Genomic DNA, 25849 nt, shown 5'->3' with positions numbered 1-25849 from the left:
CGCACACCGTGGCGACATCCCCTTCCGCTTCCTCCCCGGCCGCCAACGACGGCCGCCGCAGCATCCAGTCGATCGAGGTGGGCGTGCCGCTGCTGGCCGCCCTGGTCGACGCCGGCAAGCCCCTGACCCTGCGCGACCTGGCCGCGGGCGCCGGCATGACCTCGGCCAAGGCGCACCCCTACCTGGTCAGCTTCATCCGAGTCGGCCTGGTGCAGCAGGACGCCATCACCGGCCAGTACGAGCTCGGCCCCTTCGCCCTGCAGATGGGGCTGGTCAGCCTGCAACGCCTGGACCCGGTGCGCGTCGCCATGCCGGAGATCGCCAAGCTGCAATCGGAGATCGGCCACACCCTGGGCATTGCCGTGCTCGGCTCGCACGGCCCCACCATGATCCACATGACCGAGGCCAGCTACCCGGTCCACGTGAACATGCGCAAAGGCACGGTGATGTCCATGCTGCACACGGCCACCGGCCTGGTGTTCGCGGCCTGGCTGCCGCCCAAGGTCAGCGAACACTACATCGCGCGCGAGGAAGGCGACACCGCCGTCATCGCCAGCACGCCGCCCCCGCGCAAGGCCTCCCGCGCCAATATCGAAGCGCAGCTGGCGGACATCCGCGTGCACGGCATGGCGCGCGCGCTGGGCAACCCGCTGCCGGGCGTGGACGCGCTGTCGGTCCCGGTTTTCGACAACACCGGCAACATCGTCCTGGCCCTGACCAGCCTGGGTCCCACCGGGCTGTTCGACGTGGCATGGGACGGCGCCATCGCCCGGCCGCTGCTGGCCTGCGCGCAGGAAATCTCGCGCAAGCTCGGGCACCGGAGTTGACCGGATGAAATTCGCGCAAAAACGAACATAAATCGAACAAAGCGAACAAAAGCCGAAAAGAAACACAGGGACTTTCCCGAGTGCGTCCCCTCCTCTTCCATGTTTGAATTCAGGTTGAATTAAGTGACACGTCACACAAACAAAGAAAGAGGAGACACAAGATGCAAGCTCTGCGCCTGCTTCAAGCGGCTACGCTGGCCGCCTTCGCCCTGGGCGCGTCCGCCGCGCAAGCCGCCGACGCCTGCCCCAACCGCGGCGACCTGGACCAGATGTACTGCGACGCCAACAAGGACCTGGTGGCCGACACGCCCACCGATCCGGCCAAGCTGAAGACCCCGTCCACCCTGGTGTTCACCTACACCCCGGTGGAAGACCCGGCGGTCTACGAAGACATCTTCAAGCCCTTCACCAAGCACCTGTCCGAATGCACGGGCAAGCGCGTGGTGTTCTATCAGGTGCAAAGCAACGCCGCGGAAATCGAGGCCATGCGCTCGGGCCGCCTGCACGTGGGCGGCTTCTCGACCGGCCCCACCGCCTTCGCCGTGAATATCGCGGGCGCAGTGCCGTTCGCGGTCAAGGGCTATGCCGACGGCTTCCAGGGCTACAACCTGATCGTCATCGTCAAGAAGGACAGCCCCTACCAGAAGCTGACCGACCTCAAGGGCAAGAAGCTCGCGCACACCGCGCCGTCCTCGAACTCTGGCCACATGGCGCCGGTGGCGCTGTTCCCCAAGGAAGGCCTGACCCCCGACAAGGACTACAAGGTCATCTTCTCCGGCAAGCACGACCAGTCCGTCATGGGCGTGAACTCCGGCGACTACGACGCCGCGGCCGTGGCCTCGGACGTGTTCAAGCGCATGGTCGAGCGCGGCCAGGTCAAGGAAGCCGACTTCCGCGTGATCTACAAGAGCGAGAAGTTCCCGACCTCGTCGTTCGCCTACGCGCATGACCTGGAGCCCAAGTTCCGCGACCAGATGCTCAAGTGCTTCTACGACTACCGCTTCCCGGCGGAAATGTCCAAGGCCTTCGACGGCGCCGACCGCTTCTATCCGGTGACCTACGAGAAGGACTGGGCCATCGTGCGCCAGGTCGCCGAATCGGGCGGCGAAAGTTTCAACCGCGCTGCCTACGACCGCGAATCCGCCAAGAGCAAGAAGTAATTCCGTATGACGACGTCGCTACGCATTTCCGGCCTGGTGAAGGAATACCGGGCCGGCCGGCCGGTACTCAACGGCATCGACCTGCAAATCGCGGGACAGGGGCTGACCGCCATCATCGGCCCCTCGGGCACCGGTAAAAGCACGCTCCTGCGTTGCATCAACCGGCTGATCGAACCCACCAAGGGCGAGATCGTGCTGCAGTCGAAGGACGGGTCCGTGGACTTGGCCCGCGTGCGCGGCGCGTCGCTGCGCCGCGCGCGCCGCCGCATCGGCATGGTGTTCCAGGAATACAACCTGGTCGAACGCCTGACGGTCATGGAAAACCTCCTGACTGGACGGCTGGGCTACACCTCCGCCGTCAAGGCATGGATGCGCCGCTTCGAGCCCGAGGACATCCAGCATGCCTACAAGCTGCTGGACACCGTGGGCCTGGCGGGTTTCGCCGACCAGCGCGCCGATGCGTTGTCGGGCGGCCAGCGCCAGCGCGTGGGCATTGCCCGCGCGCTGATGCAACGCCCGCAGCTGCTGCTGGCCGACGAGCCCACCTCCTCGCTGGATCCCAAGACCTCCGTCGAGATCATGGAACTGCTGTCCGAGCAGGGCAGCGCCACCGGCATTCCCGTCATCGTCAACATCCACGACGTCGAACTCGCCCGCCGCTATGCCACCCGCATCGTCGGCATGTCCGGCGGCCACGTGGTCTATGACGGCGACGGCCAGGGGCTGGACGCCGCCATGCTCAAGACCATCTACGGAGGCGAGTCTTGGCTGGAATGATCCAACCCAAGGGCGCCCGCCCCTTCGCCATGTCCGGGCGCGCCAAGGCCGGCGTGCTGTTGCTGCTGGCCTATACGCTGTACGCGGGCGCGCAGCTGGACTTCAGCTGGGCGCGCTTTGAAACCGGCATGGGCCACGCGTCCACCTTTCTTGCGCGCATGTTTCCGCCCAACTTCGAAAAGCCCGCCACCTTGTGGAAGGGCATCGCGGAAAGCCTGGAGATCGCGGTACTGGCCTCGGTCCTGGGCATCATCATCGCCCTGCCCATCGGCTTGCTGGGCGCGCGCAACATGATGCCCACCTGGGTATCCTGGCCCGCCCGCGCCATCGTGGCCCTGTGCCGCGCGCTGCACCCGGTCATCGTCGCCATCCTGTTCGTCAAGGCGGTGGGCTTCGGCGCGCTGGCCGGCATTCTGGCGCTGACGGTGGCCTCGGTCGGCTTCATCGGCAAGCTGTTCACCGAAGCCATCGAAGAGATTTCGTTGAAGCAGGTGGAAGCCGTGCGCGCCACCGGCGCCTCGTTCGCCAACGTGATCATCTTCGGCGTGCTGCCGCAGGTGTTCGCCCGCTTCATCGGCTTTGCCACCTACCAGTTCGACTCCAACCTGCGCAACTCCACCATGGTGGGGATCGTGGGCGCGGGTGGCGTGGGCGGCACGCTGTTCTCGGCGTTCCAGCGTTTTGACTATGACTTCGTCAGCGCCATCCTGCTGACCCTGATCGCCATCATCATGCTGGGCGAAATCCTGGCGGGCTTCGTGCGCGCCGTGTTCCTGGACAACCTGGGTTTCGACCGCATCCTGCAAGGCCGCTTCGCGGGTGCGCGCGGCCTCGGGGGCAGCGCAACGCCGGTCAAGCGCCGTGCGGAGGTGGACGAATGAACGCCCACGCTTCCACCTTCAATCCGGCGGGTTCGCCGCGTGTCTGGCAGCGCTACAGCATGGGCCAGCGCCTGCTGCGCTTTGCGCTCTACCTGCTGGTGGTCGCGGCCATCGTGCAGGCGATCCGCGGCGTCGAGATCATCCCGGAGTTCCTGTACGACGCGCCCGAACAGATGGCCGACCTGTTCCAGCGCATGTGGCCGATAGACTGGGCCTACTACCCGGAAGGCGTGCACGGCGCGCTGATCGAAACGCTGCACATCGCCACGCTGGGCACCATCCTGTCCGTGGTGATGGCGGTGCCGGTGGGCTTGCTCGCGGCCAACAATCTCACGCCCAGCAAAACCGTCAACATGCTGGCCAGGTTGATCCTGGTGTCCAGCCGTTCGGTCAACTCGCTGGTGTGGGCGCTGCTGTTCATCGCCATCTTCGGGCCGGGCGCGCTGGCCGGCACGCTGGCCATTGCGTTCCGTTCCATCGGCTTCGTCGGCAAGCTGGTCGGCGAAGCCATCGAGGAAGCCCAGCGCGGCCCGATCGAGGCCGTCACCGCCACCGGCGCCAGCAAGGCATCGGTGATCTGGTATGCCTACTGGCCGCAGATCCGCCCCGCCTTCTGGTCCATCGTGCTGCTGCGCTGGGACATCAATGTGCGCGAATCGGCCGTGCTCGGGCTGGTGGGCGCCGGCGGCATCGGCATGGCGCTGGACACCGCGCTGAACCTGTTCCAATGGGACCGCGTAGCCCTGGTGCTGGCCGCCATCTTCGCCGTGGTCGTGGTGGCCGAAATCATCATCACCCAGGTCCGCAAACGCATTCTCTGACGCGTCCGCGGATCCCTACAGCGTTCCTTTGCTCCGCCCGGACAACGGGCGGTTTTTTTTGCGCCGACGAATCAGAACCGCACGCTCACCCCGGCCCTGACGCCGTGGTCCTGCGCCCCGCTTGCGAGCTGCCCTTGGTATGACAGATCGAACGACACCTTGCGCGACACCTGCACATCCAGCCCCGCCTCCAGCACGGCGCTGTTCTTGGCGATGGGCACGCCGGCCACGGTAAAGGCATCGCCAGCGGAGAATGCCTGGGTCGCTGTGGGCTTCAAGTCACCGAAGGCGTAGCGCCAGCCCAGCGATCCCCGGGCCGTGGCTTGCGCGCCGCCCAGCTCGAACCCGGACATGACCCGCGAGCCGAGCGTCGTGTAGGTGGTCTCGGTGGTCTGGCTGCTTGCGCGCAGCGCCGCTGCGCCGCCGCTCTCGTTGTAGCCGTCGGTCTTGAGATTGACGTAAGCCAGGTTGGCGAACGGCTCGAACGCGGCGACGCTAGTGTCGATGCGATAGCTGAGGTCGGCAAAAGCCTGGACCGTGCGGCCATCGTAATTGGCCTTGAGGCGGTCTGAGTAACCCGGCATGGAAACCGAGCGCCGGGTGGCGATGTCGTGCCAGCTATAGGCCAGCCCGCCGCGCAGGCCCAGCGCGCCCCATTGGCCGCCGCCATAGGCGCCGAGATGGTAGTTGTCGCTGTCGCCCGAAGACGCGCGGTCGCGCACATCGAAATCCGTGCGGGTGTAGCCCGCCATCAGGCCCAGCCGCCAAGCGTCGGACACTGGCGCATCCGCGCCCAGCAGAAAGCCACCCGTCGAGCTCTTGACCTGGGCGGCATTGCCGTCGCCATCGGTCTGGCGCCAGGAACCCAGGCCCTGTATCCAGCTGGCGGGTCCCATTGCTGTTGCCGGAGCCAGGCGGGCGCCGCCCCCGGCGGACGCCAGCACCGGCGCCGCCGAAGCGCCGACCGCGCCTGCGGCCGAACGCAGGCGCTCGTTGGCGGCGTCGCGCACGTAGCGGCTGTCCTCCAGCAGCACGGTCTTGGCCGATGCATGGATTTCGCCGGATAGCTGGTCGAAGCTGGAGCGCAGCAGGTCTCTGTCGTCCGGCAGCACGGCGATTGCATCGTATAGCCCATTGCCCGCCGCCATGCCGATGCTGTCGATGGCGCCCGCTGCGGCGTTCTGGTTGCGCGTGTTGGCGGCCGAAGCCATTGCGGTGCCGTTGCGCGTCAATTCCAGCGAGACGCGGCCGGCGCCGTAGTCATAGCCAAGTTTCGGCGTCAGGAAGGCATAGTCGGAGGTCACCGTGTCGAAGCGGCCGGACAAGGTGCCATCAGCCGCCAATATCGTGTAGACGGAACGCAGCCCGTAGCCGCCGCCGATGCCGATATGCGCGACGGAGCCGCCATTGATCGTGGCATTGCCGGTGACATGGATGAGATCGGCATCGGCGCCCTGCGGATTGGTTTCCACGGCGTAGCGCGCGCCATTCTCGATGACAAGATTGCCATCGACAGTCAGCGTGCCGATGGAATTGCCCGGCGCCAGCGTGCCGCCGGCCGCCACCGTCACCACCGAGCCGGCGCCCGAGCCTATGGTCCCCCGGCCTCCGAGCACGCCGCCCTGGCCGATGGTGAGCGCGCCGCCCAGCTTGCCGTTCAAGGCCAGCCGGCCGCCCAGCACCGTGGTGCTGCCGGTAAAGCCCGAGCTGTCGCCGGTCAGCCCCAGCGTGCCGGCGCCGTTCTTGACCAGCGCGCCGCCGCCGGAGATGGCGCCGCCGAACGTTGCATTCGCGCCTTGGTCGAACACCAGGGTGCCGTTGTTATCGACATTGCCCCGGATCGACCCGGCATTGCCGATCAGCGCGCCCTCCTGGATCTGGGTGTTGCCATAGGCGTTGCCCGCGTTGTCCAGCCGCAGCGTGCCAGCGCCAGTCTTGATCAGGTCTGCATTGCCCGAGACTGCGCCGACCAGCCCCAACGTCGCGCCGCCAGCCACCTCGAAGCGTCCGGCCTGGGTCAGCGTCATGGCGCGCGCGGTATCGAAGGACGCCGATGCCGCCAACGTGCCGCCGCTGAAGGCCACACCGCCAGACGCTGCTCCCAGGTTCGCATCGCTTGCGACCTGCAAGGTGCCTGCGGCGATCGTAGTGCCGCCGCTATAGCTGTTGTTGCCGCTGAGAACCAGCGTACCGCCGCCGCTTTTGGCCAGCGCGCCTGCGCCCGAGACCGCGCCGGTCAGGCCCAGCGTGGCGCCCGTGGCCACGTCGAATCGCCCCGACTGCGCCAAGGCGACCGTGCGCGCGATGTCGAAGGTGGCCGTGGCCGCGAGCGTGCCGTCGCCGAAGGCCAGGCCGCCGGCCGTTGCCCCCAGGTTGGCATCGCGGTCGATCTGCAGCGTGCCGCTGGCAATCGTCGTGCCCCCGCCGTGGCTATTGTTGCCGCTCAAGACCATCGTGCCCGCGCCGCTCTTGACCAGGGCCCCCGCGCCCGACACCGCGCCGGTCAAGCCCAGCGTGGTGTCCGCCGCCACGTCGAAACGTCCGCTCTGCGCCAGCGTGACGGCGCGCGCGGTGTCGAAGCTGGCGGTGGTCGCCAGCGTACCCTCGCCGAAACGCAGCCCCCCGGCGGCAGCGCCCAGGTTGGCATCGCGATCGACCTGCAACGTGCCGCCTACGATGGCCGTGCCGCCGCTGTAAGTGTTGGCGCCTTGCAGCACCAGCGTGCCAGCGCCGGCCTTGGTCAAGCTCTTGCCGTCCCAACCGGCGGCGGCATTGGCGGCCTGGTCGGAAAGCGGCACCCCCAGCGTGAACCGGTTCGACGCATCGGCCAGCGTGAAAGTGCCATGGGCCAGGTTGTTGTTGGCGGTCCAGCTCAGACCGTAGGTGGCGAGGTACTGCTTGTTGTCCGCGGACTTGCGCGTGTTGACGGTGAGATAGTCGACCTCTCCGGTAAAGCCGCCCACGCTGACGGCGCCGAAATCACCGTCGATACCGCCCGTGGGCGCCTCGATCAACACGGTGTTGAGCCCGCTCTTGTCGGCGATGCCGCTCAACCTGAACACCACGCCATCGCCCAGCGTGAGCTTGTTTGCCTGCAACAACGGGCTGCCTGTGCCGGCCATCAAGTCCAGCACGGTGCCATCGGCCATTTCCACATCGCCCGTGACCGCCAGCGTGGCGCCCCGATGCACCGCCAGCGTGCTGCCGGCGCCTGAGACATTCAGGTTGCCGCTCAGGGTGTTGGCCGCGCCCGTGGCGCCGTCTCCGTACTGCAAGACCCCGCCCGTGACGGCGGCCGAACCTCCCAACTGGCCCAGCACCACCAGCTTGCCGCCCGACACCGTGGTCCTGCCCCGGAATGAGCTATTGGCGCCCGTCAGCAACGTGGTACCGGCGATCTGGTTCAGACTATGTGTGCCGGCGCCTGTGCTCAACAGCCGCGTCGAAAACGTGTACGCGGGCTCGGTATGGTTGAAGTTCACGGTGGCAATACCGGCGCCGAACTGGATCGCGCTGGCGTTGAGCGTGCCGGCGCCTACGGCCGGCTGCCCCGCCGCCGCGCCGATATTGATCGTGCCGGTGGTGGGAAAGATAAAAAACCGGTCCTGCGCCAGCGAAACGGTCCCCCCACCGTTCGCGCCGACGTTGACAGCGCCGCCTTGCGCGATCGTCAGGGTGCCCGCCCCCAATCCCGTACCGAACCCCAGGATCATCGCGCCGCTGTTGTCCCAGATGGAGCCGGCGCCACGGACAACGACGCTGCCGTTGCCATTCACGCTGCCCACATAGCTGTCTTTGTTCGAGACGAAGCCCCCCGCCTCGATACTCAGAATGCCCCGACCGTACACATCGCCCACCCTGAGCTCGCCGCTATTGGTCCAGGCCGAGCCGCGTCCCGACACCAGGAAGACGCCGCTGCCGTCCTCCTCGCGCCCGACGACGCCATCGACGCTGGTCACATACCCACCCGCCAGAATCGAAACGCTGCCCATCCCGCCTTCGGTGCCAACCAGCAGCGTTGCGCGATTGCTCCAGAGCGACCCGACATCGGAAACCGTCACTTTCGCCGCTCCGTTCTGCTGAGCAGCCACCGTTGCAAACTGGTTCGAGACCGTACCGGTACTGGAGATGCTCAGCTCTCCGAGTCCGGCGCCGCCGACAAAAAGGTTGTCCGTCAGCGCCCAGGTCGAACCGGGGCTGAACACGCTGACCCGGGCCGTGGCGCCGGGAGCTTGCCCGGCATCGATACGTCCTTCGGTGGTACCCAGAATGTTGAGAATCTGCAAGCTCCCACCCGTGACGGTGGTCTTGCCGACGAAGCCTGAACTGTCGCCGACCAGCCGCGTGGAGCCTGCATAGTGATTGAGCTGATGCGTGCCTGCATCCCTGCTGACCAGCGCCGCGCCGAAGTCGTGAAAACTGTTGGTGTTGAAGTTCAGCGTACCCGTGCCCGCGCCGAACTCGAGTAGCGACGTCGCTAGGAAACCCGCGCCCACGGGTGCAGCGCCAGGAGCCGCGCCGATGTTGATCGTGCCTTGAGCCGAGGCCGAGTCGGCCAGAATCACCGTGTAGCCCGGCGATATCGTCACCTGGCCGCCGTCGGCGGCGGTCAATGTTCCTACACCGGATATGCCCACATATAGCGGGGCGAAGGCCACCAAATTTGGACCTGAGTAGGGTGCGAAAGTAGTATCGCCGGTAAAGGTGACCATCGGCCCCGCCTGCGCTTGGCCGGCCGCGCCCAGGGCCGCCAGCAGCATCGCCATGAAGGGCAGGCGTCTGCGCGCGGATCTGCTTGCATGGCGGCCGCCCTTGCCTTGCCCACGGACGTGCTCGCTTACAACTTGCCACAAGCCCGCGCTACGGTTGAAGACAATGCGATACGTACGGTTCATGGCGCTCTTCTGTAATCGTGGCCCGCTCGGGCTGACGCCATGCGGACGCGTGTGGAATCGGATGGCGCGGGCCGCGTAACCCGCCGATTACAATTAGAAAAGCGATCCGTAACCATGCATATCACTGAAACTGGGTAATTTCAGAGTGCACATCCGCTCAAGCACACGCGGCCGCCAATGCGCCAGTCCGCTGCTCCGGCCCAGGATCCGCGCGCCCTTCGCCCCAGTTGTTGATGCGCCGCAAACGCGTCTATGCTCCATGTGAAATAAATATGACCGGTCATCAAATCGCCCTCCCCGTTTGATTAAGATCTCGGCTTTTGCCGTTGGACGCCCGCCGCCATGTCGGAACAGGAATTGAAACTGCACGTGCCCGCGGCTTCGCGCCAGGCGGTGCAGCGAGAGATCAAGCAGCTTGAGGCGACCCGCATCCGCCTGCACGCCATGTATTTCGATACGCCGGAACGCGAGCTCGCGCGTGCGCGCATCGCCATCCGGCTACGCCAGGAAGGCCGCGACTGGGTGCAGACGCTGAAGATGCCTGGCATCAACGCCATCACGCGCATCGAACTCAACCACCCACGGCCGGGTCCGGTGCTGGACCTGTCGGTGTATGCCGGCACCGAGGTCGAGGCCGCGCTGGCCGCCGTCAAGGGCGAACTGGGCCTGCGCTATGAAACCGACGTGCAGCGGCTGCTGCGCAAGGTCCGCACGCGCTACGGCACGGTGGAGCTGGCCTACGACACCGGCATCCTGCGCGCCGGCGCGTTGGAGCTGCCCATCTCCGAGCTGGAATTCGAATTGGTGTCGGGCCGTCCCGCCGCCATCTTCGCGGCGGCTCGCGGCTGGCAGCGGCGCCACAGCCTGGTGCTGGATCCGCGCAGCAAGTCCGAACGCGGCGACGCGCTGGCCCAGCTGGCGCAGCGCCTGGCCGATGCCGACGCGATTCCCGGCGATGATCTCGAAGCCCGCCGCGCGCAAGCCATTGCGCAATTCTGGGCGCCGCGCGGTGCCGCTTCGGTCAAGCTGCGCGAAGACATGACCGCGCCCCAGGCCATGGCGCGCATCGCCGCGGAATGCCTGGACCAGATCGCGCGCAACGCCGCCGTGCTGGCCGAGGTCGACACCGAGGGCGTCTACCGCGCCGGCAACTCCGAACACGTGCATCAGTTGCGCGTGGGGGTGCGCCGCCTGCGTTCAGCCTGGAAGCTGTTCGACGGCTGGATCGCGCCGATTCCCGACGCTCTGCTGCAAGGCGTGCGCACGCACTTCGCCGCCTTCGGCGCCAACCGCGACCAGGACGTGCTGAACGAAACGGTGGCGCCCGCGCTGACGCGCGCGGGCATGCCTGTGATCCCCATGGAAGCCGCGCCCCCGGAACAGGACGCGCGCAGCATCGCCGGCGGCAAGGCCTTCCAGGCCTGGATGCTGGACCTGCTGGAATGGAGCCTGGATGTGCCGCCAGCCCTGCCCGCCGTGGACAACCAGGCCATCGCCAACGGCACGCCCAGCGACGCCGCGCCCGAACCCGCCATCAAGCTGGAGGGCGGCGTGGCCGGCCCCAGCGTCAGACCCACCATCATTCCGATGCTGGCGCCCGAGCCCGATCCGCAACGCCTGCACAAGCAGCTCGCGCGGCGCCTGCACCGCTGGCATAGCAAGGTGGCCGACCAGGGTACACAGTTCGCGACGCTGGACATCCCCTCGCGCCACGAACTGCGCAAGCGCGGCAAGCGCCTGCGCTATAGCCTGGCGTTCGCCGAATCGCTGCTGCCCGCCGGCAAGCTGCGCGGCTATCGCAAGCTTCTGTCGCGCGTGCAGGACGTGCTGGGCGAAATCAACGACCTGGCGGTGGCCAAGGACTACTACGAGTCGTGTACCGCCACCCACCCGCAAGCCTGGTTCGCCCTGGGCTGGATCAGCGCGCGCCTGGAAGAACTGGCGGACGACGCGCAGAAAGCGTTCGACGACCTGGCCGCCAGCAAACCGTTCTGGAAGTGATGCGGGCTTGAATGCAAAAGGGACGGCATGCGCCGTCCCTTTGTTGTTTCCGGCGCATGCGCGCCGGGTCCCCGGGCCTCAATCCGCCAGCAAAGCCCCGGCAAATTCGTCGGCCACGAAGGGCTGCAGGTCTTCCAGGCTTTCGCCCACGCCGATCCAGTACACCGGGATCGGGCGCACGCCCTGGCTACCCGCGGCCACGGCGGCCAACGTGCCGCCCTTGGCGGTGCCGTCCAGCTTGGTCACGACCAGGCCGGTCAGATTGATGGCGGCATCGAAGGCGCGGATCTGCGCCAAGGCGTTCTGGCCGGTATTGCCGTCCACCACCAGCAGCACCTCGTGCGGCGCGGCGGCATCCGCCTTGCCGATGACGCGGCGGATCTTCTTCAGCTCTTCCATCAGGTGCAGCTGCGTGGGCAGGCGGCCTGCGGTATCCACCATCACCACGCCCATGCCGCGCGCGCGACCGGCATTGACGGCATCGAAAGCGACAGCTGCCGGATCGCCGCCGTCCTGCGAGATCACCGTCACGTTGTTGCGGCTACCCCATTCGATGAGCTGCTCGCGCGCGGCGGCGCGGAAGGTGTCGCCCGCGGCCAGCAGCACACTGGCCCCCTGGCGCTGGAAGGTGTGGGCCAGCTTGCCGATGGAAGTGGTCTTGCCGGCGCCGTTGACGCCGGCGATCATGACGACCAGGGGTTGCGTGCGCTTCAGATCGAAGGCGCGCTCCAGCGGACGCAGGTGGTCGGCCAGCAACTGGCGCAGCGCCGCCTTGACCTTGGCAGGGTCTTCGATGCGTTCTTTCTTGACTCGCGCGCGCAGCGCGGTCAGGAGCTTTTCGGTAGCCTCCAGGCCCGCATCGGCCATAATGAGCGCCGATTCGAGTTCCTCGAACAGGTTCTCGTCGACCTTCACGCCGATGAAGATGCCGCCGATGCTCTGGCCCGTACGCGACAGGCCTTGCTTCAGGCGGGACAGCCAGGAAGCCTTCTTGGGGGCTTCAGCGGCGGGCTCGACGGCGGGCATGGCCGGAGCCGCAACCGGCGCAGGCGCGGCGGCCGGGGCAGGCGTTGCCGCCACTGGCGCAGAAACCGCGACAGGCGCGGGAGCCGCTACCGGCGCAGGCGCTGGCGCCGGAACAGGTGCCGGTGACGCTGCCTGAGCGGGTGGCGGCGTAAACGCTGCGGGTGCAACCGGCGCGGGCGTTACTGCTGGAGCCTCGTGCGGCGCAGCAACTGGCGCAACAACCGGCGTTGCAGCCGGTGCGGCGGCGGCCTGTTCGATACTGGGTTCGCGGCGCGGTTCGGCGGTCACGGGCGCCGGCGGCGCGGGAGTGACCGGGACGGCGGCGGGCTCGGCAGGCGCGGCTACGGCGTCTGCGGCCTCCGGCGGCGGCGCGGGTTGGACCGGCGCGGCGGGCGGAGGGGATTTTTTCTTGAAGAAGCGGCTAAACATGGGTAACAAGTATATTCGTATCGTCGGGGGCCAATACAGACGCACCCCCATTGTCGTGCCCGACGTGGAGACGCTGCGCCCCACGCCCGACCGGGTGCGCGAGACGCTGTTCAACTGGCTCAATCACCTGTGGGGCGGCGATTTCGCCGACAAGCAGGTGCTGGATCTGTTCGCCGGCAGCGGCGCCCTGGGCTTCGAGGCGGCCTCGCGCGGCGTGGCGCATGTGCAGATGGTCGAGCGGGACAAGACCGCTGCGTCCGCGCTGCGGACACTGCGCGACAAGCTCAAAGCCGACATGATACGCATCCATGTAGGCGACGCCATGCAGGTCGCTGAACGCATGGATGCGTCCCGATTTGACCTGATCCTGCTGGATCCGCCCTTCGGCCAGGGCTGGCTGCCGCGCCTGTGGCCGATTCTGCCGGGCATTCTGACCGAGCATGGGCTAGTCTACGTAGAGGCGGAAAATCCCATCGAAGCCCCCGAAGGATTCACGATCTTGCGACAGGACAAGGCAGGCGCGGTCCACTACCACCTGCTGGAATTTGCTGCATTGCGCAAATAGGTCAATAATCCGAGCTTCGGAGGATGGTGTACACCACTTATAACGGTACGGAGCTCCTATGATCACCGCTGTATATCCCGGCACTTTCGACCCGCTGACCAGAGGCCACGAGGACCTGGTCCGCCGTGCCGCCACGCTTTTCGACAAAGTCGTGGTGGGGATCGCGATTAGCCGCAACAAGAAGCCCTTCTTCAGCATCGACGAGCGCGTGGAAATCGCGCGCGAAGTGCTGGGCCACTATCCCAACGTGGAAGTGCAAAGCTTCGGCGGCCTGCTCAAGGACTTCGTGCGCGACCAGGGCGGACGCGTGATCGTGCGCGGCCTGCGCGCCGTGTCCGACTTCGAGTACGAATTCCAGATGGCCGGCATGAACCGCCACCTGCTGCCCGACGTCGAAACGCTGTTCATGACGCCCTCGGACCAGTACCAGTTCATCTCCGGCACCATCGTGCGCGAAATCGCACAGCTGGGCGGCGACGTGAGCAAGTTCGTGTTTCCGTCGGTCGAGCGCTGGCTCCAGGAAAAAGCCAAGGAACGCCGCGAACAGTCCTGGCCGGGCTGAGCCCCGCCGGGCAGGTATTGCTCCACCCTCGAAGGGCGCGCAAAGCGCCCTTCTTGCGCTGCGCAGCCCGGGGCGGACGGCGGCGGTACAATGCGCTCAGCCCTACCCGCCCCATACCGCAGCCCGCCATGGCCCTGACCATCACCGAAGAATGCATCAATTGCGACGTTTGCGAGCCCCAGTGCCCGAACGAAGCAATCTCCATGGGCGAGGACTATTACGTCATCGACCCCGACCGGTGCACCGAATGCGTGGGCCATCACGACGAGCCTCAATGCAAGGTCGTGTGCCCCGTGGAGTGCATCGAGCTGCACCCGCAATGGAATGAAGGCCAGGAACAGCTCATGGCCAAGTACCGTCGGCTGACCGGTGCCGCATGAGCGACGCCGCGCAGTCCAGCATCAACCTCCCTCCTTCCCCCCACCACGCCCGCCGCGACCTGTCCGCATCGGCCATCGCCGCCGGCCTGGTCGCCGTGCTGGTCAGCTTCGGCGGCACCGCCGTGCTGATGGTGCAGGCTGGCCACACCGCGGGCCTGGATTCCGCACACATCGGCTCCTGGATCGGCTCGCTCAGCCTGGCGTTCGGCCTGGGCGGCGCCTTGTACAGCCTGCGCACGGGCCTGCCCATCGTCATGGCCTGGTCCACCCCCGGCGCGGCCCTGCTGGTCACCGCGCTGGCCGGGGTTCCGTTCAATGAAGCCATCGGCGCCTTCATCCTGGCCGCCGCGCTGACGCTGGCCTGCGGCCTGTTCGGCTGGATCGATCCCATCCTGCGCCGCATCCCCGGCGAAATCGCCGCGGCCATGCTGGCGGGCGTGCTGCTCAATTTCGGCATGGGCGTCTTCAGCAACATCAAGCAGCAGCCGGCGCTGGTGCTGGCGATGTGCGCCGCCTATCTGCTGTGCCGGCGCTGGGCGCCGCGCTATGCGGTGCTGGTGGTCATGCTGGTGGCCATCGCCATCGCCTTCGGCCTGAACCTGATCCAGCTGGACCTGCTGGACTGGCGCCTCACCGAATTTGTCTGGACCACGCCCGCCTTCAGCGCGCAGGCCGCGGTCAGCCTGGGCATTCCGCTTTTCGTGGTCGCGATGGCCTCGCAAAACCTTCCCGGCCTGGCCATCCTGCAAGCGGCCGGCTACCAGCCGCCCGCTTCGCGCCTGGTGGCGGCCACCGGCCTGCTGGGCCTGCTGGCTGCGCCCTTCGGCGCGCACAGCGTCACGATGGGCGCCATCAGCGCGGCCATCTGCACCGGTCCCGAAGCGCATGCGGACCCGTCCAAGCGCTACATCGCCGCCGCCACCTACGGCCTGGGCTATGTCGTGCTGAGCGTCGTGGCCGGCGCCGTGGCCGTGTTCTTCCAGGCCTTGCCCGCCGCCTTGCTGGCCGCGCTGGCCGGGCTGGCGCTGCTGGGCACCATCATGGGCGGCATGGCTGCAGCCATGGCCAACCCGCAACGCCGCGAAGCCGCACTCATCACGCTGCTGGCCACGGCATCGGGCTTCAGTTTCTGGGGTATCGGATCGGCCTTCTGGGGCCTGCTGGCAGGCCTGCTGGCCCACGCGGCGTTCGAATTCAAACGCTCTGGCGCAAAGGCCTGAGCGGCCCTTGCGCCCGGCCCCTTCAGGCCGGCCAAGCGGCCACGGGCGTGTCGGGGTGTACCTTCATGATGCGGCAAGGCACCTGCACGAAGTTGGAAATCCAGGCCGCGGCCAGCTCCCCTTCGTCGATCACATCGACTACCTGCTCGCCCACCTTCATGCTGTAGCGCACGCTGTCGTCGTCTTCGATGACGTCCAGCGGAATGTCCATGCGCAGCATGCCTGGCGCCTTCAGCACCAGGTAGCCCAACCGCAACTCGACCGAGACCTCGGCCAGCCGCGGACACAGGGCGCGGTTCAGCCACTGCCCGGAATCGTTGGCGACCAGCCATTGCCGGTGATAGCCCGCGGCCTCGGCCTGCGCGGTCAAGCCGCACTCGGCCACGGGTTGGAAGTTCTCGGCGTTCATTTGCCCAGCAATCCCTTCAAAGCCTTGTCGACGGCCGCGCCGCCCTTGCCCTTGCCCGTCACCGCTTCGCGCAGCTTGTTTTCCAGGCTGCGCTGGAGTATGCCGCCTATGGCGTCCTTCCAGAGCACAGTGTAGGTCGGCTTGTCGAACGGCCCCTTGACGTGCACGGGGATGGTGACGTCCTTCAGGTCTATCAGCTCCTTGCCTTCCGGATCGGCAGCCGGATTGACGACGCGGGCGCGCGCCACCAGGTCCAGTTCGCTCTTGACGAAGTCTATGGTGGCCGGGTCGCCCTGCGTCACGCGCAACAGCGGTGACACCACGTTCAGGCGCTTGACCGCGGCCACGCCCTTGGCGAAGGCCAAATCGGCGTCCATCTCGGAGAATTCCGTCTGCTTGCTGGTGTCGGAGGCGACGGTTTCGTTCTGCGACTCAGGCTTGAAGGCGGCCTTCAGTTCGCGCAGCGTCTGCGTCAGGTTGATGCCCTTGACCGCGCCATCGCGCAGGCGCAATTGCATCGTGCCGCCCAGACCGCTCTTCATGGCATAGGCGTTGGCGCCCGCCGTCTTCAAATCCAGCGCCAGGCTGCCCGTGCCGCTCAGCACGTTCTGGCGCGCCAGGTCCATCAGGAACGGTTCGATGGCAATGCCGGCCAGCGACATCTTGGTGGCCAGCTGGTTACCCTGCGCGGCATCCACCGACAGCGTGCCCGCCAGCTTGCCGCCGTACAGGCCCGCCGTCAGGCTGGAGATATCCAGCTTGCCCTTGTCCAGCTTGACCGCGGCGCCGACGTCATCGGCCTTCAGGCCGCGCACGACCAGCTTGCCGACCTTGATCGTGCCGTTGACGCTGGGGCCGATCAGCGCCGACAGGTCGATCGTATCGTCGGCAGGCTTGGCGGGCGCAGGAGCCGGCTGAGCCGGCTTGCCATCTTCCTTCTTGGCTTCCGCAGGCTGCTTGGGCGCCGGCTGCGCAGGCGTTGCCGCCGCGGGAGGCACCAGCTTGTCCAGATCGAGCGTGTCCACCACCAGCGCAAAATTCACCTTCGGCGCATCGCTCAGCTTGGTGATGTCCGCGCTCAGATCGAACTTGCCGCCTTCCAGCACGGCGTTGATTTTGCTGGTGGCCTGATCCTTCAGCAGATCCACGGTCGCGCTGCCGATCACGGGAATCTGCAGGCTACCCTTGGGCAGTCCCGGATCGGTAATGTTGACGTCGCCGCGCAGGCCGGACAAGCCGCCGCTGCGCTGCAGCAGGTTCAAGGACAGCGGCGAAGCGAAGTTCAGCTTGACGATCCGTTCGCCGTTCTTGGACGTGCTGTCCAGCTTGGCTTCCTTGATTTCCAGTTCGCCGGCATTGCCGCTGATGCCGTTCAGGCCGAAGCTCGCGTCCAGGCCGCTGATGCGCACACGGCCGGTCAGCGCCTCTCCCGTGGCCGAAGCCGGAGAGATGTTGAGCGCCGGCGCGTCCACGGCGAATTCGAAGGGACCGTCGGCCATGCCGCCCTTGGCGCGGATGGCAAGCTTTTCGATCTGCAGCTGGCTCTTGTGCGGGTCGATCGCCAACTTGGGGATGGCCACGCTGGCATCCACATTGGTCGCGCGCGCGGCGGGATCCGTGACGTCGCCCTGGAAGACGATTTCCAGACCGGCAATATCCAGTGCCGACTTCTGGCCGTTGAAGGCCAGGTTGCCGCGCATGGCCAGGCTCTTGGCCTCGGCGCCCGGCAGCTTGCCGTCCATGCGCAGGTCCAGCTTCTGCGCGGCGTAGCGCTTGGCGGACGGGTCCAGCGTCAGCAGGGCCTGACCGGTCAGATTGGCGTCCACGCGTGGATCGCCCCCTTCGACGCGCGCGGTCATGCGCACATCGAACGGCTGATTGAAGGTGACGCGGCCGGTGTTGGCGTTGATCTTGGTGACCGCCACCGCCATGCCCGAGATCTCGTCCTGCAACTGCACCTGGCCGTCCTTCAGGTCAAGCCCGGCGATGTCGATCTGCATGTTGTTGCGCGGCTGCGGCAGGTTGCCGTTGGCGATGGCCTGCACCGCGCTCTGCGCCGCGCCCGCCAAGGCTTCAGCCGGATTGGCCGGCGCCGCCGTGATCGGAGCTGTGCCGCCCACGAGATTGCTGAAATTGAAATGACCCTGCTTGTCCCGCACCACACGGGCCTTGAAACCGGTGATGGCCACATGGTCGACGACAAAGCTGTTGGACAGCAGCGGCCACACGGCGACCGCCAGCCTGGTGCTATCGATGGAGGCGAATGTCTCGGAGCTGTTCGGCTCGGACAGCGACACGCCCTGCACCGACAGCCCGATGCGCGGGAAGAGCGACAGCTCGATCTCGCCGTCGATCGTCAGCGTGCGTTGGTAGCGTTGCTGGACAAGCTCTTCCAGCTTGTACTTGTACGCGTTGGGGTCGAATGTCAGCAAGAAGATGGCCAGGCCAACGACGGCCACGACAACCAACACTACCAGGCCTATCAAAATGCGCTTGAACCACGTTTTCATTGCTGCCCCGTCGGTACCTCGACTGGAAATCCTTGAATGCCGTCCGCGGCGCCAGGCGCGCGGAAGGTGCTTTAGCTGCGGAAAAACCGCCAGGCCCATGTAGCCACGGCCTTTCAGGGCGTGCCCGCTCTCTTGCCGAGCCTGGGGCTGCGGCGCCAAAAATGGGATCTGCCAAGGAAGGCTTGATGAAGACGCCAGCCGAGCCAGCGTACAGATAGCGCTATCGTAACAAATCGGGCCGGCTTCGCGCAGATGGCCGGGCGAGGCAACACAAAATCAACACTATCGGCATCGATGCCGTGCGTCGAAATCCGGCCTCGGACCTGACAACTTTCTGTCTCGCGGATTGTAGGGCTAGAATGATTGATACATCAATCATTGATAGATCCAACAATGTCCGCCCCCGCTACAGGCACCCCTCACTCGCCCGGCCAGGTGCTTCCTTTCCGCCAAACCTTGCTTGCCATGCTGGGCATGTGCTTCGTCATGATGATGGTCGCCATCGATCAGACCGTGGTCGGCACCGCGCTTCCGACCATTGTGGCCGAACTCAAGGGCTTCGAACTGTATGCATGGGTAGCGACGTCTTACCTGCTTACCTCCGTCATCACCGTGCCCATCTTCGGCCGCCTGGGCGACTACTACGGGCGCAAACCATTCGTGGTGGCGGCCATCGTGCTGTTCACCCTGGCCTCGGCGCTATGCGGTGCGGCCGACAGCATGTTCACGCTGGTCCTGGCGCGGGCGCTGCAAGGCATAGGCGGCGGCATGCTGGTAGGCACGGCGTTCGCATCCATCCCCGACCTGTTTCCCGATCCCCACGTGCGGTTGCGCTGGCAGGTCATGCTCAGTTCCGCCTTCGGCATCGCCAATGCCATCGGCCCGACCCTGGGCGGCGCGCTGACCGAGCACTACGGCTGGCGCTCGGTGTTCTACGTCAACCTGCCCATCGGCATACTCGGCCTCTGGTTCGTCGGACGCCATCTGCCGCACCTGCGCAACCACACGACCAGCCGCGTGCGGCTGGACTGGCAGGGCGCGCTGCTCATCGCGCTGGCGCTGGGCAGCCTGCAGCTACTGGTCGAGCTGCTGCCCAAGGAAGGACTGAGCGCATCCATCATGCTGCTGGGTGTGGGCAGCGCGGCGGCCTTCGCCCTGCTGTTCTGGTGGGAACGGCGCTGCCCGCACCCGCTACTGCCCCTGGATATGTTCCGCAATCGCGGTCTGGCCATGCTCTTCACGCTGGCCCTGCTGGTGGGCGTGACCATGTACTCGCTGCTGTTCTACGCGCCACTGCTGCTACAGGGCGGCTTCGGGCTGTCGCCCCAGGACGCCGGACTGCTGATCACGCCGATGGTGGTTTTCATCACCGTGGGCAGCATCGTCAACGGCCGCATCATCACCCGCATCCGCAATCCCAACCGCATGCTGTACGCGGGTTTCATCCTGATGGCGCTCTCGTGTCTGGGCATTGTTACCACCCATAGCTATACGTCACATGCGCTCATCGCCGCATACATGTTGATGGCTGGGCTGGGCATGGGCTTCATCATGCCCAACCTGACGGTCTTCGCGCAGCAGACCGCCGGCCGCAGCCACCTGGGCATCGCCACCGCGCTGCTGCAGTCCCTGCGCATGATAGGCGGCATGCTGGGCACGGCGATCGTCGGCACCATGGTCAGCCACAGCTATTTCAGCGGCGTCGAATCCACGCTGCGCGGCGCTTCCGCGCGCTGGCTGCCCGAGCTGAACGATCCCCAGATGCTGGTCAATCCCGCGGCCCAGACGCAGTTCCTGGCACAATTGGCGCATCAAGGCCAGGACGGAACCTCGCTGATCGAGATCGCGCGCGTCGCGCTCGTCGGCGCCATCCACGAAGGGCAGCTCATTGCCCTGGCGGTTGCGGTGTTCGCGCTCTGGTGCGTGCGGCGCGTGCCGCCGGTCCAGTTGATCCGCCCCTCCAAACCAGAGCCGGCCGGCGTCGGAGAATAGCTTTTGCCCAAACAACAACAAGGCTTGCAGGTCATCCAGCACATGGGACAGGCCTACCGCGGCATGCAGAGCGCGTTCAGCAGCACGGTTGGCCACGCCCTGCCCCGCTGGCGCATCCTGCTGGCGCTGCATGAGTGCGGCCAATGTTCGCAGAAGCATCTGGCCGAACGCTGCCGGCTCGATCCGGCATCGCTCACACGGCAGCTGCAGGCCATGCAGAAGCTGGGCTGGATCGCGCGCGCAGTGGATCCGCAGGACAACCGTCTGACCAACGCCAGCCTCACGCCGGCCGGCCAGGCCGTGGTGGACGAAGCCTTGCCCAAGCGGGCGGCCTTCTTCGAAGAATCGCTCAAGGGGTTGTCGGCCGCGGATATCGATACGTTGAATCGCGTGCTGAGCGTGCTGGAGGCGAACTTCCTGCGGGCGGCGGATAAGACGCCGAACTAGAACCCACTGCGCCGCCATAAGAAGCGCGGTATCGGCCCATAGCAAAACGCGATTCGCGAGCCATCAGGATCATCCAGAATACAAGCCGTTTCCCGACATAAAAACAAAGAGGCGGCAATGGATTCCGTGTATTTGGTGGTGACCCTGGGCGCGGTCATCGCGGGCTTCGTGCAAGGTCTGTCAGGCTTTGCCTTCGGCCTGGTGGCGATGTCGTTCTGGGCCTGGGTGTTGGACCCGCGCCTGGCTGCGACGCTCGCGGTATTCGGCGCCCTGGTCGGACAGATCCTCGCCGCCATCACCGTGCGCCGCGGCTTCGATCTGCGACGATTGCTGCCCTTCGTGATCGGCGGCCTGTTCGGCATTCCGCTGGGCGTGGCGTTGCTGCCGCGCCTGGACATGGATTGGTTCAAGACCATACTCGGCATCCTGCTCGTGATCTGGTGCCCCGCCATGTTGTTGGCCAAGAATCTCCCGAAGATCACCGCAGGCGGGCGCGCCGCCGACGCGGCCGTCGGCATGGCTGGCGGCGTGCTGGGCGGCATCGGCGGCTTCACGGGCACGCTGCCCACCTTGTGGTGCACTCTGCGCGGATTCGACAAAGACGCGCAACGCGCCATCATCCAGAACTTCAACCTGTCCATGCTGCTGGTGACCATGGGCACGTACTTGGCCAGCGGCATCGTCACGCGCGCCATGTTGCCCATGTTCGCCATCGTCGCCGCCGCCATGCTGGTGCCGGTGCTGCTGGGCGCCAAGCTTTACATAGGCGTCAGCGAGGCGCGCTTCCGGCAGATCGTGCTGGGCCTGCTGACGGCTTCCGGAGTCGCGTTGCTGGCCTCGGCGGTGCCGCGGCTGCTGGAGCGCATGGCATAGTTCCGTCCGTACCCGCAGCAATACGGACCCAACAATGCCCATGAAGCCCGACCGCCGCTACCTCGTCGTCCAGGCCCACGCCAGCGAGTTCCCCAACCCCATGCTGGTGCGCAAGGGCGATCGCGTCGCCGTCGGCGAACGGTACGATGGCCCGGAGGGCTGGCCCGACTGGTATCTGTGCACGCCAGCAGACCAGCAAGCCGGCTTCGTGCCGGCGCAATTCCTGGACCGCCACGCCGACGGCAGCGCGACAATGCTGGAGGATTTCACCAACAAGGAACTGGATGTCGCGCAAGGCGAAATACTGCGCGGAGAACGCGAATTGAATGGATGGGTGTGGGTGGTCAGGCTTATTGGTGAAGAGGCGGGCTGGGTGCCGCTTGAAAACCTGCGTCTGTGCGATCACACCATCTGCTGATGCGGTCCAACCCGGTCGCTGCCAGTCATCCCGCTATTCACCGCATGATTTGCGGCGAATAGCCAGCCTATTCGCCGCGACCGATCATTTCTCGTCCCTCATGCCGTTCTCGCAAAGCCCTTCCTGAAGCGGCGCGCATTGCTCTTGACGCCTCACCATGAAAAACACCCCAAAGATCGGACCAGGGTCCAATCTTTGGGGCGCTTCTCGGAATGTGCGGTTTCGCTTAGACGTTGAACAAGAAGTTCATCACGTCCCCATCCTGCACAATGTATTCCTTGCCTTCCGCGCGCATCTTGCCCGCTTCCTTGGCGCCCTGCTCACCCTTGTAAGTGATGTAGTCGTCGTAGGAAATGGTCTGGGCGCGGATGAAGCCGCGTTCGAAGTCGGTGTGGATGACGCCGGCGGCCTGGGGCGCGGTGGCGCCGATCGGCACGGTCCAGGCGCGCACTTCCTTCACGCCGGCGGTGAAGTAGGTCTGCAGGCCCAGCAGCTTGAAGGCGGCGCGGATCAGGCGGTTCAGGCCGGGCTCTTCCATGCCCATATCCGACAGGAAGGCCTGGCGGTCGGCGTCGTCGAGGTCGACGATTTCGGATTCGATCGCGGCGCAGATGGCGACCACCGGCGCATTGCGCGCGGCGGCGAATTCGGTCAGGCGGTCGAGCAGCGGATTGTTGGTGAAGCCGTCGTCGGCCACGTTGCCCACGTACATCGCGCGCTTGGCGGTGATGAAGCAGAGCTGGGCGATGTCGGCCTTTTCCTCGGTGGACAGGTCCAGCGCGCGGATCGGCTTGGCTTCGTTCAGCTGGGCCACGCACTTTTCCAGCACGGCCACGATGCGCTGCGATTCCTTGTCGCCCGAACGCGCCGTCTTCTGGTGGCGTTGCAGCGCCTTTTCGGCGGTCTGCAGGTCGGCCAGGGCCAGTTCGGTTTCGATGACTTCGATGTCGGCGATGGGATCGACCTTGCCGGCCACGTGGATCACGTTGGGATCTTCGAAGCAGCGCACCACGTTGACGATGGCGTCGGTTTCGCGGATATGCGAGAGGAACTGGTTGCCCAGGCCTTCGCCCTTGCTCGCGCCGGCCACCAGGCCAGCGATGTCGACGAATTCGACGGTGGCGGACAGGATGCGTTCGGGTTTGACGATTTCAGCCAGCTTCTGCAGACGCTGATCCGGCACTTCGACCACACCGACGTTGGGTTCGATGGTGCAGAACGGATAGTTTTCGGCGGCGATGCCGGCGCGGGTCAGAGCGTTGAAGAGGGTCGATTTGCCTACGTTGGGCAGGCCGACGATGCCGCATTGCAGAGCCATGGGAATCCTGTGTAAGTACGGTATTGATCGTTAACGTTCTAGTTTACCCCGGCTGGGCGCTCAAGCCCCGCCGGCCGGACCGCCGTTGCGGCCCCGGTTAGGCTGCGGCGGCGGGAACCCAGCGCATGATGATCCAGATCATCAAAATGGGGCCGGCATTGAAAGCGGAATGCAGCAATATGGCGGCGCCGATGCCGCGGCGCACGCGCATCCAGCCCAGCACGAGGCCCGTGAGCCACTGTGGCAGCACCAGCAGGGGCAACAGCCAGTAAGGCGTCTTGCTGTAGACGAAGTTGGTCAGGTGCACCGCCGCGAAGGTCAGCGCGACCAGGTGGAACACCAGGCCGTAGTGCTTCAAGTAGTAGCGCCGCCAGGTCGTATCCCAGCCTTGCAGCGGTTCGGCGCGCTGACGCGCGCCCCAGCATGCCAGGATGACAAATGCGGCCAGCAGCAGAGCGGTCCAGACCTTGGGGCCCCATAGCACCACGGGCACCATCGCCGGAATCAGCCACAGTGTCTGCTTGGGGCGGCGCAGACCATAGCGGAACAACATTTCTTCGACCAACGGCGCCCAGATCACCGCGGTCAGCCAGGGGATGTTGGCGGGATCGAGCCGGTGCGTGACGCCGCCCAGCCCGGCCGCGGCCACGGCTACAGGCCCCAATGCAAACAGGTTCACGGCCCACAGCAGCGCGGCCCAGGCCAGCAGTCGACCCGGCCCCATGCCCGGCCACCAGTCGGCCACGAGGCCGCTCGCGGCAGCACGCCCCGGCAGGCGCGAAGCCGGATGCGGATGGCGGATGAAGCGCCAGAAATCCGCGACTTCGCTGCGAAAGCGCAGCTTTCCGCCAGACACTGAAGCCGATTGCCGCTGGTCCGTCATCAGGCCTCGTTGCCGCTATGGAGTTGGCGTGTCGCCAGCGGGAAATCGCCAGCCAGCATGGCTGGCACCACGGCGCGGCACCGGTCGATGACCGCTTCGATCTCTTTCTGTTCCTCGCGGCGCGGGGGATGCAGCACGAAGTCCGCCACCTGCTGGGCCAGGCCCAGCGTGCGGGGATGGCCGATGCCGATGCGCAGGCGCCAGAAGTTGGGGCTGCCCAAGGCCGCCTGGATGTCCTTCAAGCCATTGTGGCCAGCGTGGCCGCCGCCCTGTTTCAATTTCACCTGCCCCGGCATCAAGTCCAGTTCGTCGTGCAGCACCAGCACCTGCTCCGGCGTCAGCTTGTAGAAGCGGGCCAACGCGCCGACCGCCTGGCCGGAACGATTCATGTAGGTATTGGGCTTTAACAGCAGCACGTTGTCGGCGCCCAGGCGGGACTTGGCCACCATGCCGAAAAAGGACTTCTCCAGCGCAAAAGAAGCGCGCAAGTCGTCCGCCAGATGGTCGGCCAGCCAGAAGCCGGCGTTATGCCGGGTCGTTTCGTAGTCGGGGCCGGGATTACCCAGGCCGACGATGAGGCGTATAGGAGTAGACATGATGGGGGTGTTTAAACCAAAAAACCCTGCGCATGCAAATGCACACGCAGGGTTTCGGGTACCAGCCGGGGAAAGCCCGCAGGCTTTCCGGCGGAACTTAGGCGGCCGGAGCTTCGGCAGCGCCTTCGTCGGCGGCAGCGCCGCCCTTGACCACGGCCGTGGCGGCCAGCAGCGGGTTGGCGTCACCGCCGTGGGGCACGTACGTCACGCCCTTGGGCAGCTTGATGTCGGCCAGGTGGACCGAAGCGCCAGGCAGCAGATCCTTCAGGTCCACTTCGATGAACTGAGGCAGCGCTGCCGGCAGGCAGGTGATTTCCAGTTCGGTCAGGACGTGGCTGATGATGGCGCCGCCCAGCTTCACGGCCGGCGAGACTTCAGCGTTGATGAAGTGGAACGGGACCTTGGTGTGCAGGGCCTGGTTGGCGTCCACGCGCTGGAAGTCCACGTGCAGGACTTGCGGCTTGTAGGCGTGCCATTGAACCGAACGCAGCAGGACTTGCTCTTCCTTGGCTGCGCCTTCCAGCGCCATTTGCAGGATCGACGCGTGGAATTCTTCCTTGCGCAGGGCGTGGTAGATCTCGTTGTGGTCGAGTTCGATGTTCAGGGGGGCAGCCGTACCGCCATAAACGATGGCGGGAACGCGGCCCGCGCGGCGCAGGCGGCGGCTCGCACTCGAACCCTGGACGCTACGCGCAGTGGCATTGAATTTCATGGAAAACTCCAAAAACAATAAATGGCGAAGAGGCTTCGCCGATTAGTGCACGGCACGCGAAATGCGCGCCGTGTTGGTTGCCCCTTGCCGCGACCAGCAAGGCGCAAAACTCTGTACCCGGACTACCCGTCCGAGGGGACGCTGCGT

The 25849-nt window shown here is 66.0% G+C and carries 22 protein-coding genes; 14 read left to right on the top strand and 8 right to left on the bottom strand.

The window, feature by feature from the left end:
• Positions 1 to 8 precede the first annotated feature (8 nt).
• The 5 genes from IAG39_RS04745 to phnE (IAG39_RS04725) all read left to right on the top strand — a co-directional run bounded on the left by IAG39_RS04745 (position 9) and on the right by phnE (IAG39_RS04725) (position 4466).
• Positions 9 to 827, top strand: a complete 819-nt coding sequence (locus tag IAG39_RS04745; protein ID WP_059371364.1) for an IclR family transcriptional regulator — start codon at positions 9 to 11, stop codon at positions 825 to 827.
• Positions 828 to 988: 161 nt separating this feature from the next.
• Entirely contained in the window at positions 989 to 1987 is a 999-nt protein-coding gene (gene phnD, locus IAG39_RS04740) for a phosphate/phosphite/phosphonate ABC transporter substrate-binding protein (protein WP_059371363.1), read from the top strand.
• 6 nt (positions 1988 to 1993) lie between these two features.
• Positions 1994 to 2764: a phosphonate ABC transporter ATP-binding protein gene (gene phnC / locus IAG39_RS04735; protein ID WP_054451933.1), complete on the top strand. Its 771-nt coding sequence runs from the start codon at positions 1994 to 1996 to the stop codon at positions 2762 to 2764.
• Positions 2761 to 3645: a phosphonate ABC transporter, permease protein PhnE gene (gene phnE, locus IAG39_RS04730; protein WP_118931355.1), complete on the top strand. Its 885-nt coding sequence runs from the start codon at positions 2761 to 2763 to the stop codon at positions 3643 to 3645. The genes phnC and phnE (IAG39_RS04730) overlap by 4 nt, the downstream gene beginning before the upstream one ends.
• On the top strand, positions 3642 to 4466 hold the full coding sequence (gene phnE / locus IAG39_RS04725; RefSeq protein WP_059371361.1) for a phosphonate ABC transporter, permease protein PhnE: 825 nt from the start codon (positions 3642 to 3644) through the stop codon (positions 4464 to 4466). The genes phnE (IAG39_RS04730) and phnE (IAG39_RS04725) overlap by 4 nt, the downstream gene beginning before the upstream one ends.
• Before the next feature lie 71 nt (positions 4467 to 4537).
• Here the strand turns inward: phnE (IAG39_RS04725) and IAG39_RS04720 are convergent, their stop codons facing one another.
• On the bottom strand, positions 4538 to 9361 hold the full coding sequence (locus IAG39_RS04720; protein ID WP_118931356.1) for an autotransporter domain-containing protein: 4824 nt from the start codon (positions 9359 to 9361) through the stop codon (positions 4538 to 4540).
• A 342-nt stretch (positions 9362 to 9703) separates the two neighbouring features.
• On the opposite strand from IAG39_RS04720, the gene IAG39_RS04715 reads away from it, so the two are divergent.
• Entirely contained in the window at positions 9704 to 11362 is a 1659-nt protein-coding gene (locus IAG39_RS04715; protein ID WP_059371360.1) for a CYTH and CHAD domain-containing protein, read from the top strand.
• Positions 11363 to 11440: 78 nt separating this feature from the next.
• Here the strand turns inward: IAG39_RS04715 and ftsY are convergent, their stop codons facing one another.
• Complete coding sequence (gene ftsY, locus IAG39_RS04710) at positions 11441 to 12388, bottom strand: signal recognition particle-docking protein FtsY (RefSeq protein ID WP_410469170.1); 948 nt, start codon at positions 12386 to 12388, stop codon at positions 11441 to 11443.
• Between the two features lie 427 nt (positions 12389 to 12815).
• Between ftsY and rsmD the strand changes: the two genes are divergently transcribed.
• The 4 genes from rsmD (at position 12816) to IAG39_RS04690 (ending at position 15544) form a co-directional block, all read left to right on the top strand.
• Positions 12816 to 13382: a 16S rRNA (guanine(966)-N(2))-methyltransferase RsmD gene (gene rsmD / locus IAG39_RS04705; RefSeq protein ID WP_118931432.1), complete on the top strand. Its 567-nt coding sequence runs from the start codon at positions 12816 to 12818 to the stop codon at positions 13380 to 13382.
• A 58-nt stretch (positions 13383 to 13440) separates the two neighbouring features.
• Positions 13441 to 13944 carry a pantetheine-phosphate adenylyltransferase gene (gene coaD, locus IAG39_RS04700; RefSeq protein ID WP_013396175.1) on the top strand — a complete coding sequence of 168 codons (504 nt, stop codon included), beginning with the start codon at positions 13441 to 13443 and terminating at the stop codon, positions 13942 to 13944.
• 128 nt (positions 13945 to 14072) lie between these two features.
• Positions 14073 to 14324: a YfhL family 4Fe-4S dicluster ferredoxin gene (locus IAG39_RS04695; protein WP_042795127.1), complete on the top strand. Its 252-nt coding sequence runs from the start codon at positions 14073 to 14075 to the stop codon at positions 14322 to 14324.
• A complete protein-coding gene (locus tag IAG39_RS04690) occupies positions 14321 to 15544 on the top strand; it encodes a benzoate/H(+) symporter BenE family transporter (protein WP_059371358.1) in 1224 nt (407 codons plus the stop codon). Before IAG39_RS04695 ends, IAG39_RS04690 begins: the two co-directional genes overlap by 4 nt.
• Positions 15545 to 15566: 22 nt before the next feature.
• On the opposite strand, the gene IAG39_RS04685 is transcribed toward IAG39_RS04690, so the two are convergent.
• Both IAG39_RS04685 and IAG39_RS04680 read right to left on the bottom strand, forming a co-directional pair.
• A complete protein-coding gene (locus tag IAG39_RS04685; RefSeq protein WP_118931357.1) occupies positions 15567 to 15953 on the bottom strand; it encodes an MOSC N-terminal beta barrel domain-containing protein in 387 nt (128 codons plus the stop codon).
• Entirely contained in the window at positions 15950 to 18463 is a 2514-nt protein-coding gene (locus IAG39_RS04680; protein WP_118931358.1) for an AsmA family protein, read from the bottom strand. Before IAG39_RS04680 ends, IAG39_RS04685 begins: the two co-directional genes overlap by 4 nt.
• Before the next feature lie 393 nt (positions 18464 to 18856).
• Here IAG39_RS04680 and IAG39_RS04675 point away from each other — a divergent pair, with 393 nt between their 5' ends.
• The 4 genes from IAG39_RS04675 to IAG39_RS04660 all read left to right on the top strand — a co-directional run bounded on the left by IAG39_RS04675 (position 18857) and on the right by IAG39_RS04660 (position 22193).
• Positions 18857 to 20455 (top strand): MDR family MFS transporter, encoded by a 1599-nt coding sequence (locus IAG39_RS04675; protein ID WP_118931359.1) that lies wholly within the window; start codon positions 18857 to 18859, stop codon positions 20453 to 20455.
• Positions 20456 to 20458: 3 nt separating this feature from the next.
• Positions 20459 to 20902 (top strand): MarR family winged helix-turn-helix transcriptional regulator, encoded by a 444-nt coding sequence (locus IAG39_RS04670; protein WP_059371354.1) that lies wholly within the window; start codon positions 20459 to 20461, stop codon positions 20900 to 20902.
• A 117-nt stretch (positions 20903 to 21019) separates the two neighbouring features.
• The gene (locus tag IAG39_RS04665; protein ID WP_118931360.1) at positions 21020 to 21775 is read left to right on the top strand and encodes a sulfite exporter TauE/SafE family protein; all 756 of its coding nucleotides are present in this window, start codon (positions 21020 to 21022) and stop codon (positions 21773 to 21775) included.
• Positions 21776 to 21815: 40 nt separating this feature from the next.
• Positions 21816 to 22193 (top strand): ligand-binding protein SH3, encoded by a 378-nt coding sequence (locus IAG39_RS04660; RefSeq protein WP_118931361.1) that lies wholly within the window; start codon positions 21816 to 21818, stop codon positions 22191 to 22193.
• Between the two features lie 226 nt (positions 22194 to 22419).
• On the opposite strand, the gene ychF is transcribed toward IAG39_RS04660, so the two are convergent.
• From ychF to IAG39_RS04640, 4 genes are all read right to left on the bottom strand, one after another.
• Complete coding sequence (gene ychF, locus IAG39_RS04655) at positions 22420 to 23511, bottom strand: redox-regulated ATPase YchF (RefSeq protein WP_054451948.1); 1092 nt, start codon at positions 23509 to 23511, stop codon at positions 22420 to 22422.
• A 97-nt stretch (positions 23512 to 23608) separates the two neighbouring features.
• Positions 23609 to 24394: a type II CAAX prenyl endopeptidase Rce1 family protein gene (locus IAG39_RS04650; RefSeq protein ID WP_118931362.1), complete on the bottom strand. Its 786-nt coding sequence runs from the start codon at positions 24392 to 24394 to the stop codon at positions 23609 to 23611.
• A complete protein-coding gene (gene pth, locus IAG39_RS04645; protein ID WP_013396185.1) occupies positions 24394 to 24990 on the bottom strand; it encodes an aminoacyl-tRNA hydrolase in 597 nt (198 codons plus the stop codon). Before pth ends, IAG39_RS04650 begins: the two co-directional genes overlap by 1 nt.
• Before the next feature lie 97 nt (positions 24991 to 25087).
• The gene (locus IAG39_RS04640) at positions 25088 to 25702 is read right to left on the bottom strand and encodes a 50S ribosomal protein L25/general stress protein Ctc (RefSeq protein WP_042797362.1); all 615 of its coding nucleotides are present in this window, start codon (positions 25700 to 25702) and stop codon (positions 25088 to 25090) included.
• Positions 25703 to 25849 lie beyond the last annotated feature (147 nt).

Source organism: Achromobacter xylosoxidans, from assembly GCF_014490035.1.
GTDB lineage: Bacteria > Pseudomonadota > Gammaproteobacteria > Burkholderiales > Burkholderiaceae_B > Achromobacter > Achromobacter bronchisepticus_A.
The sequence above is the reverse complement of the archived record's forward strand: the minus strand, read 5'-3'. Positions and strand labels throughout refer to the sequence as shown.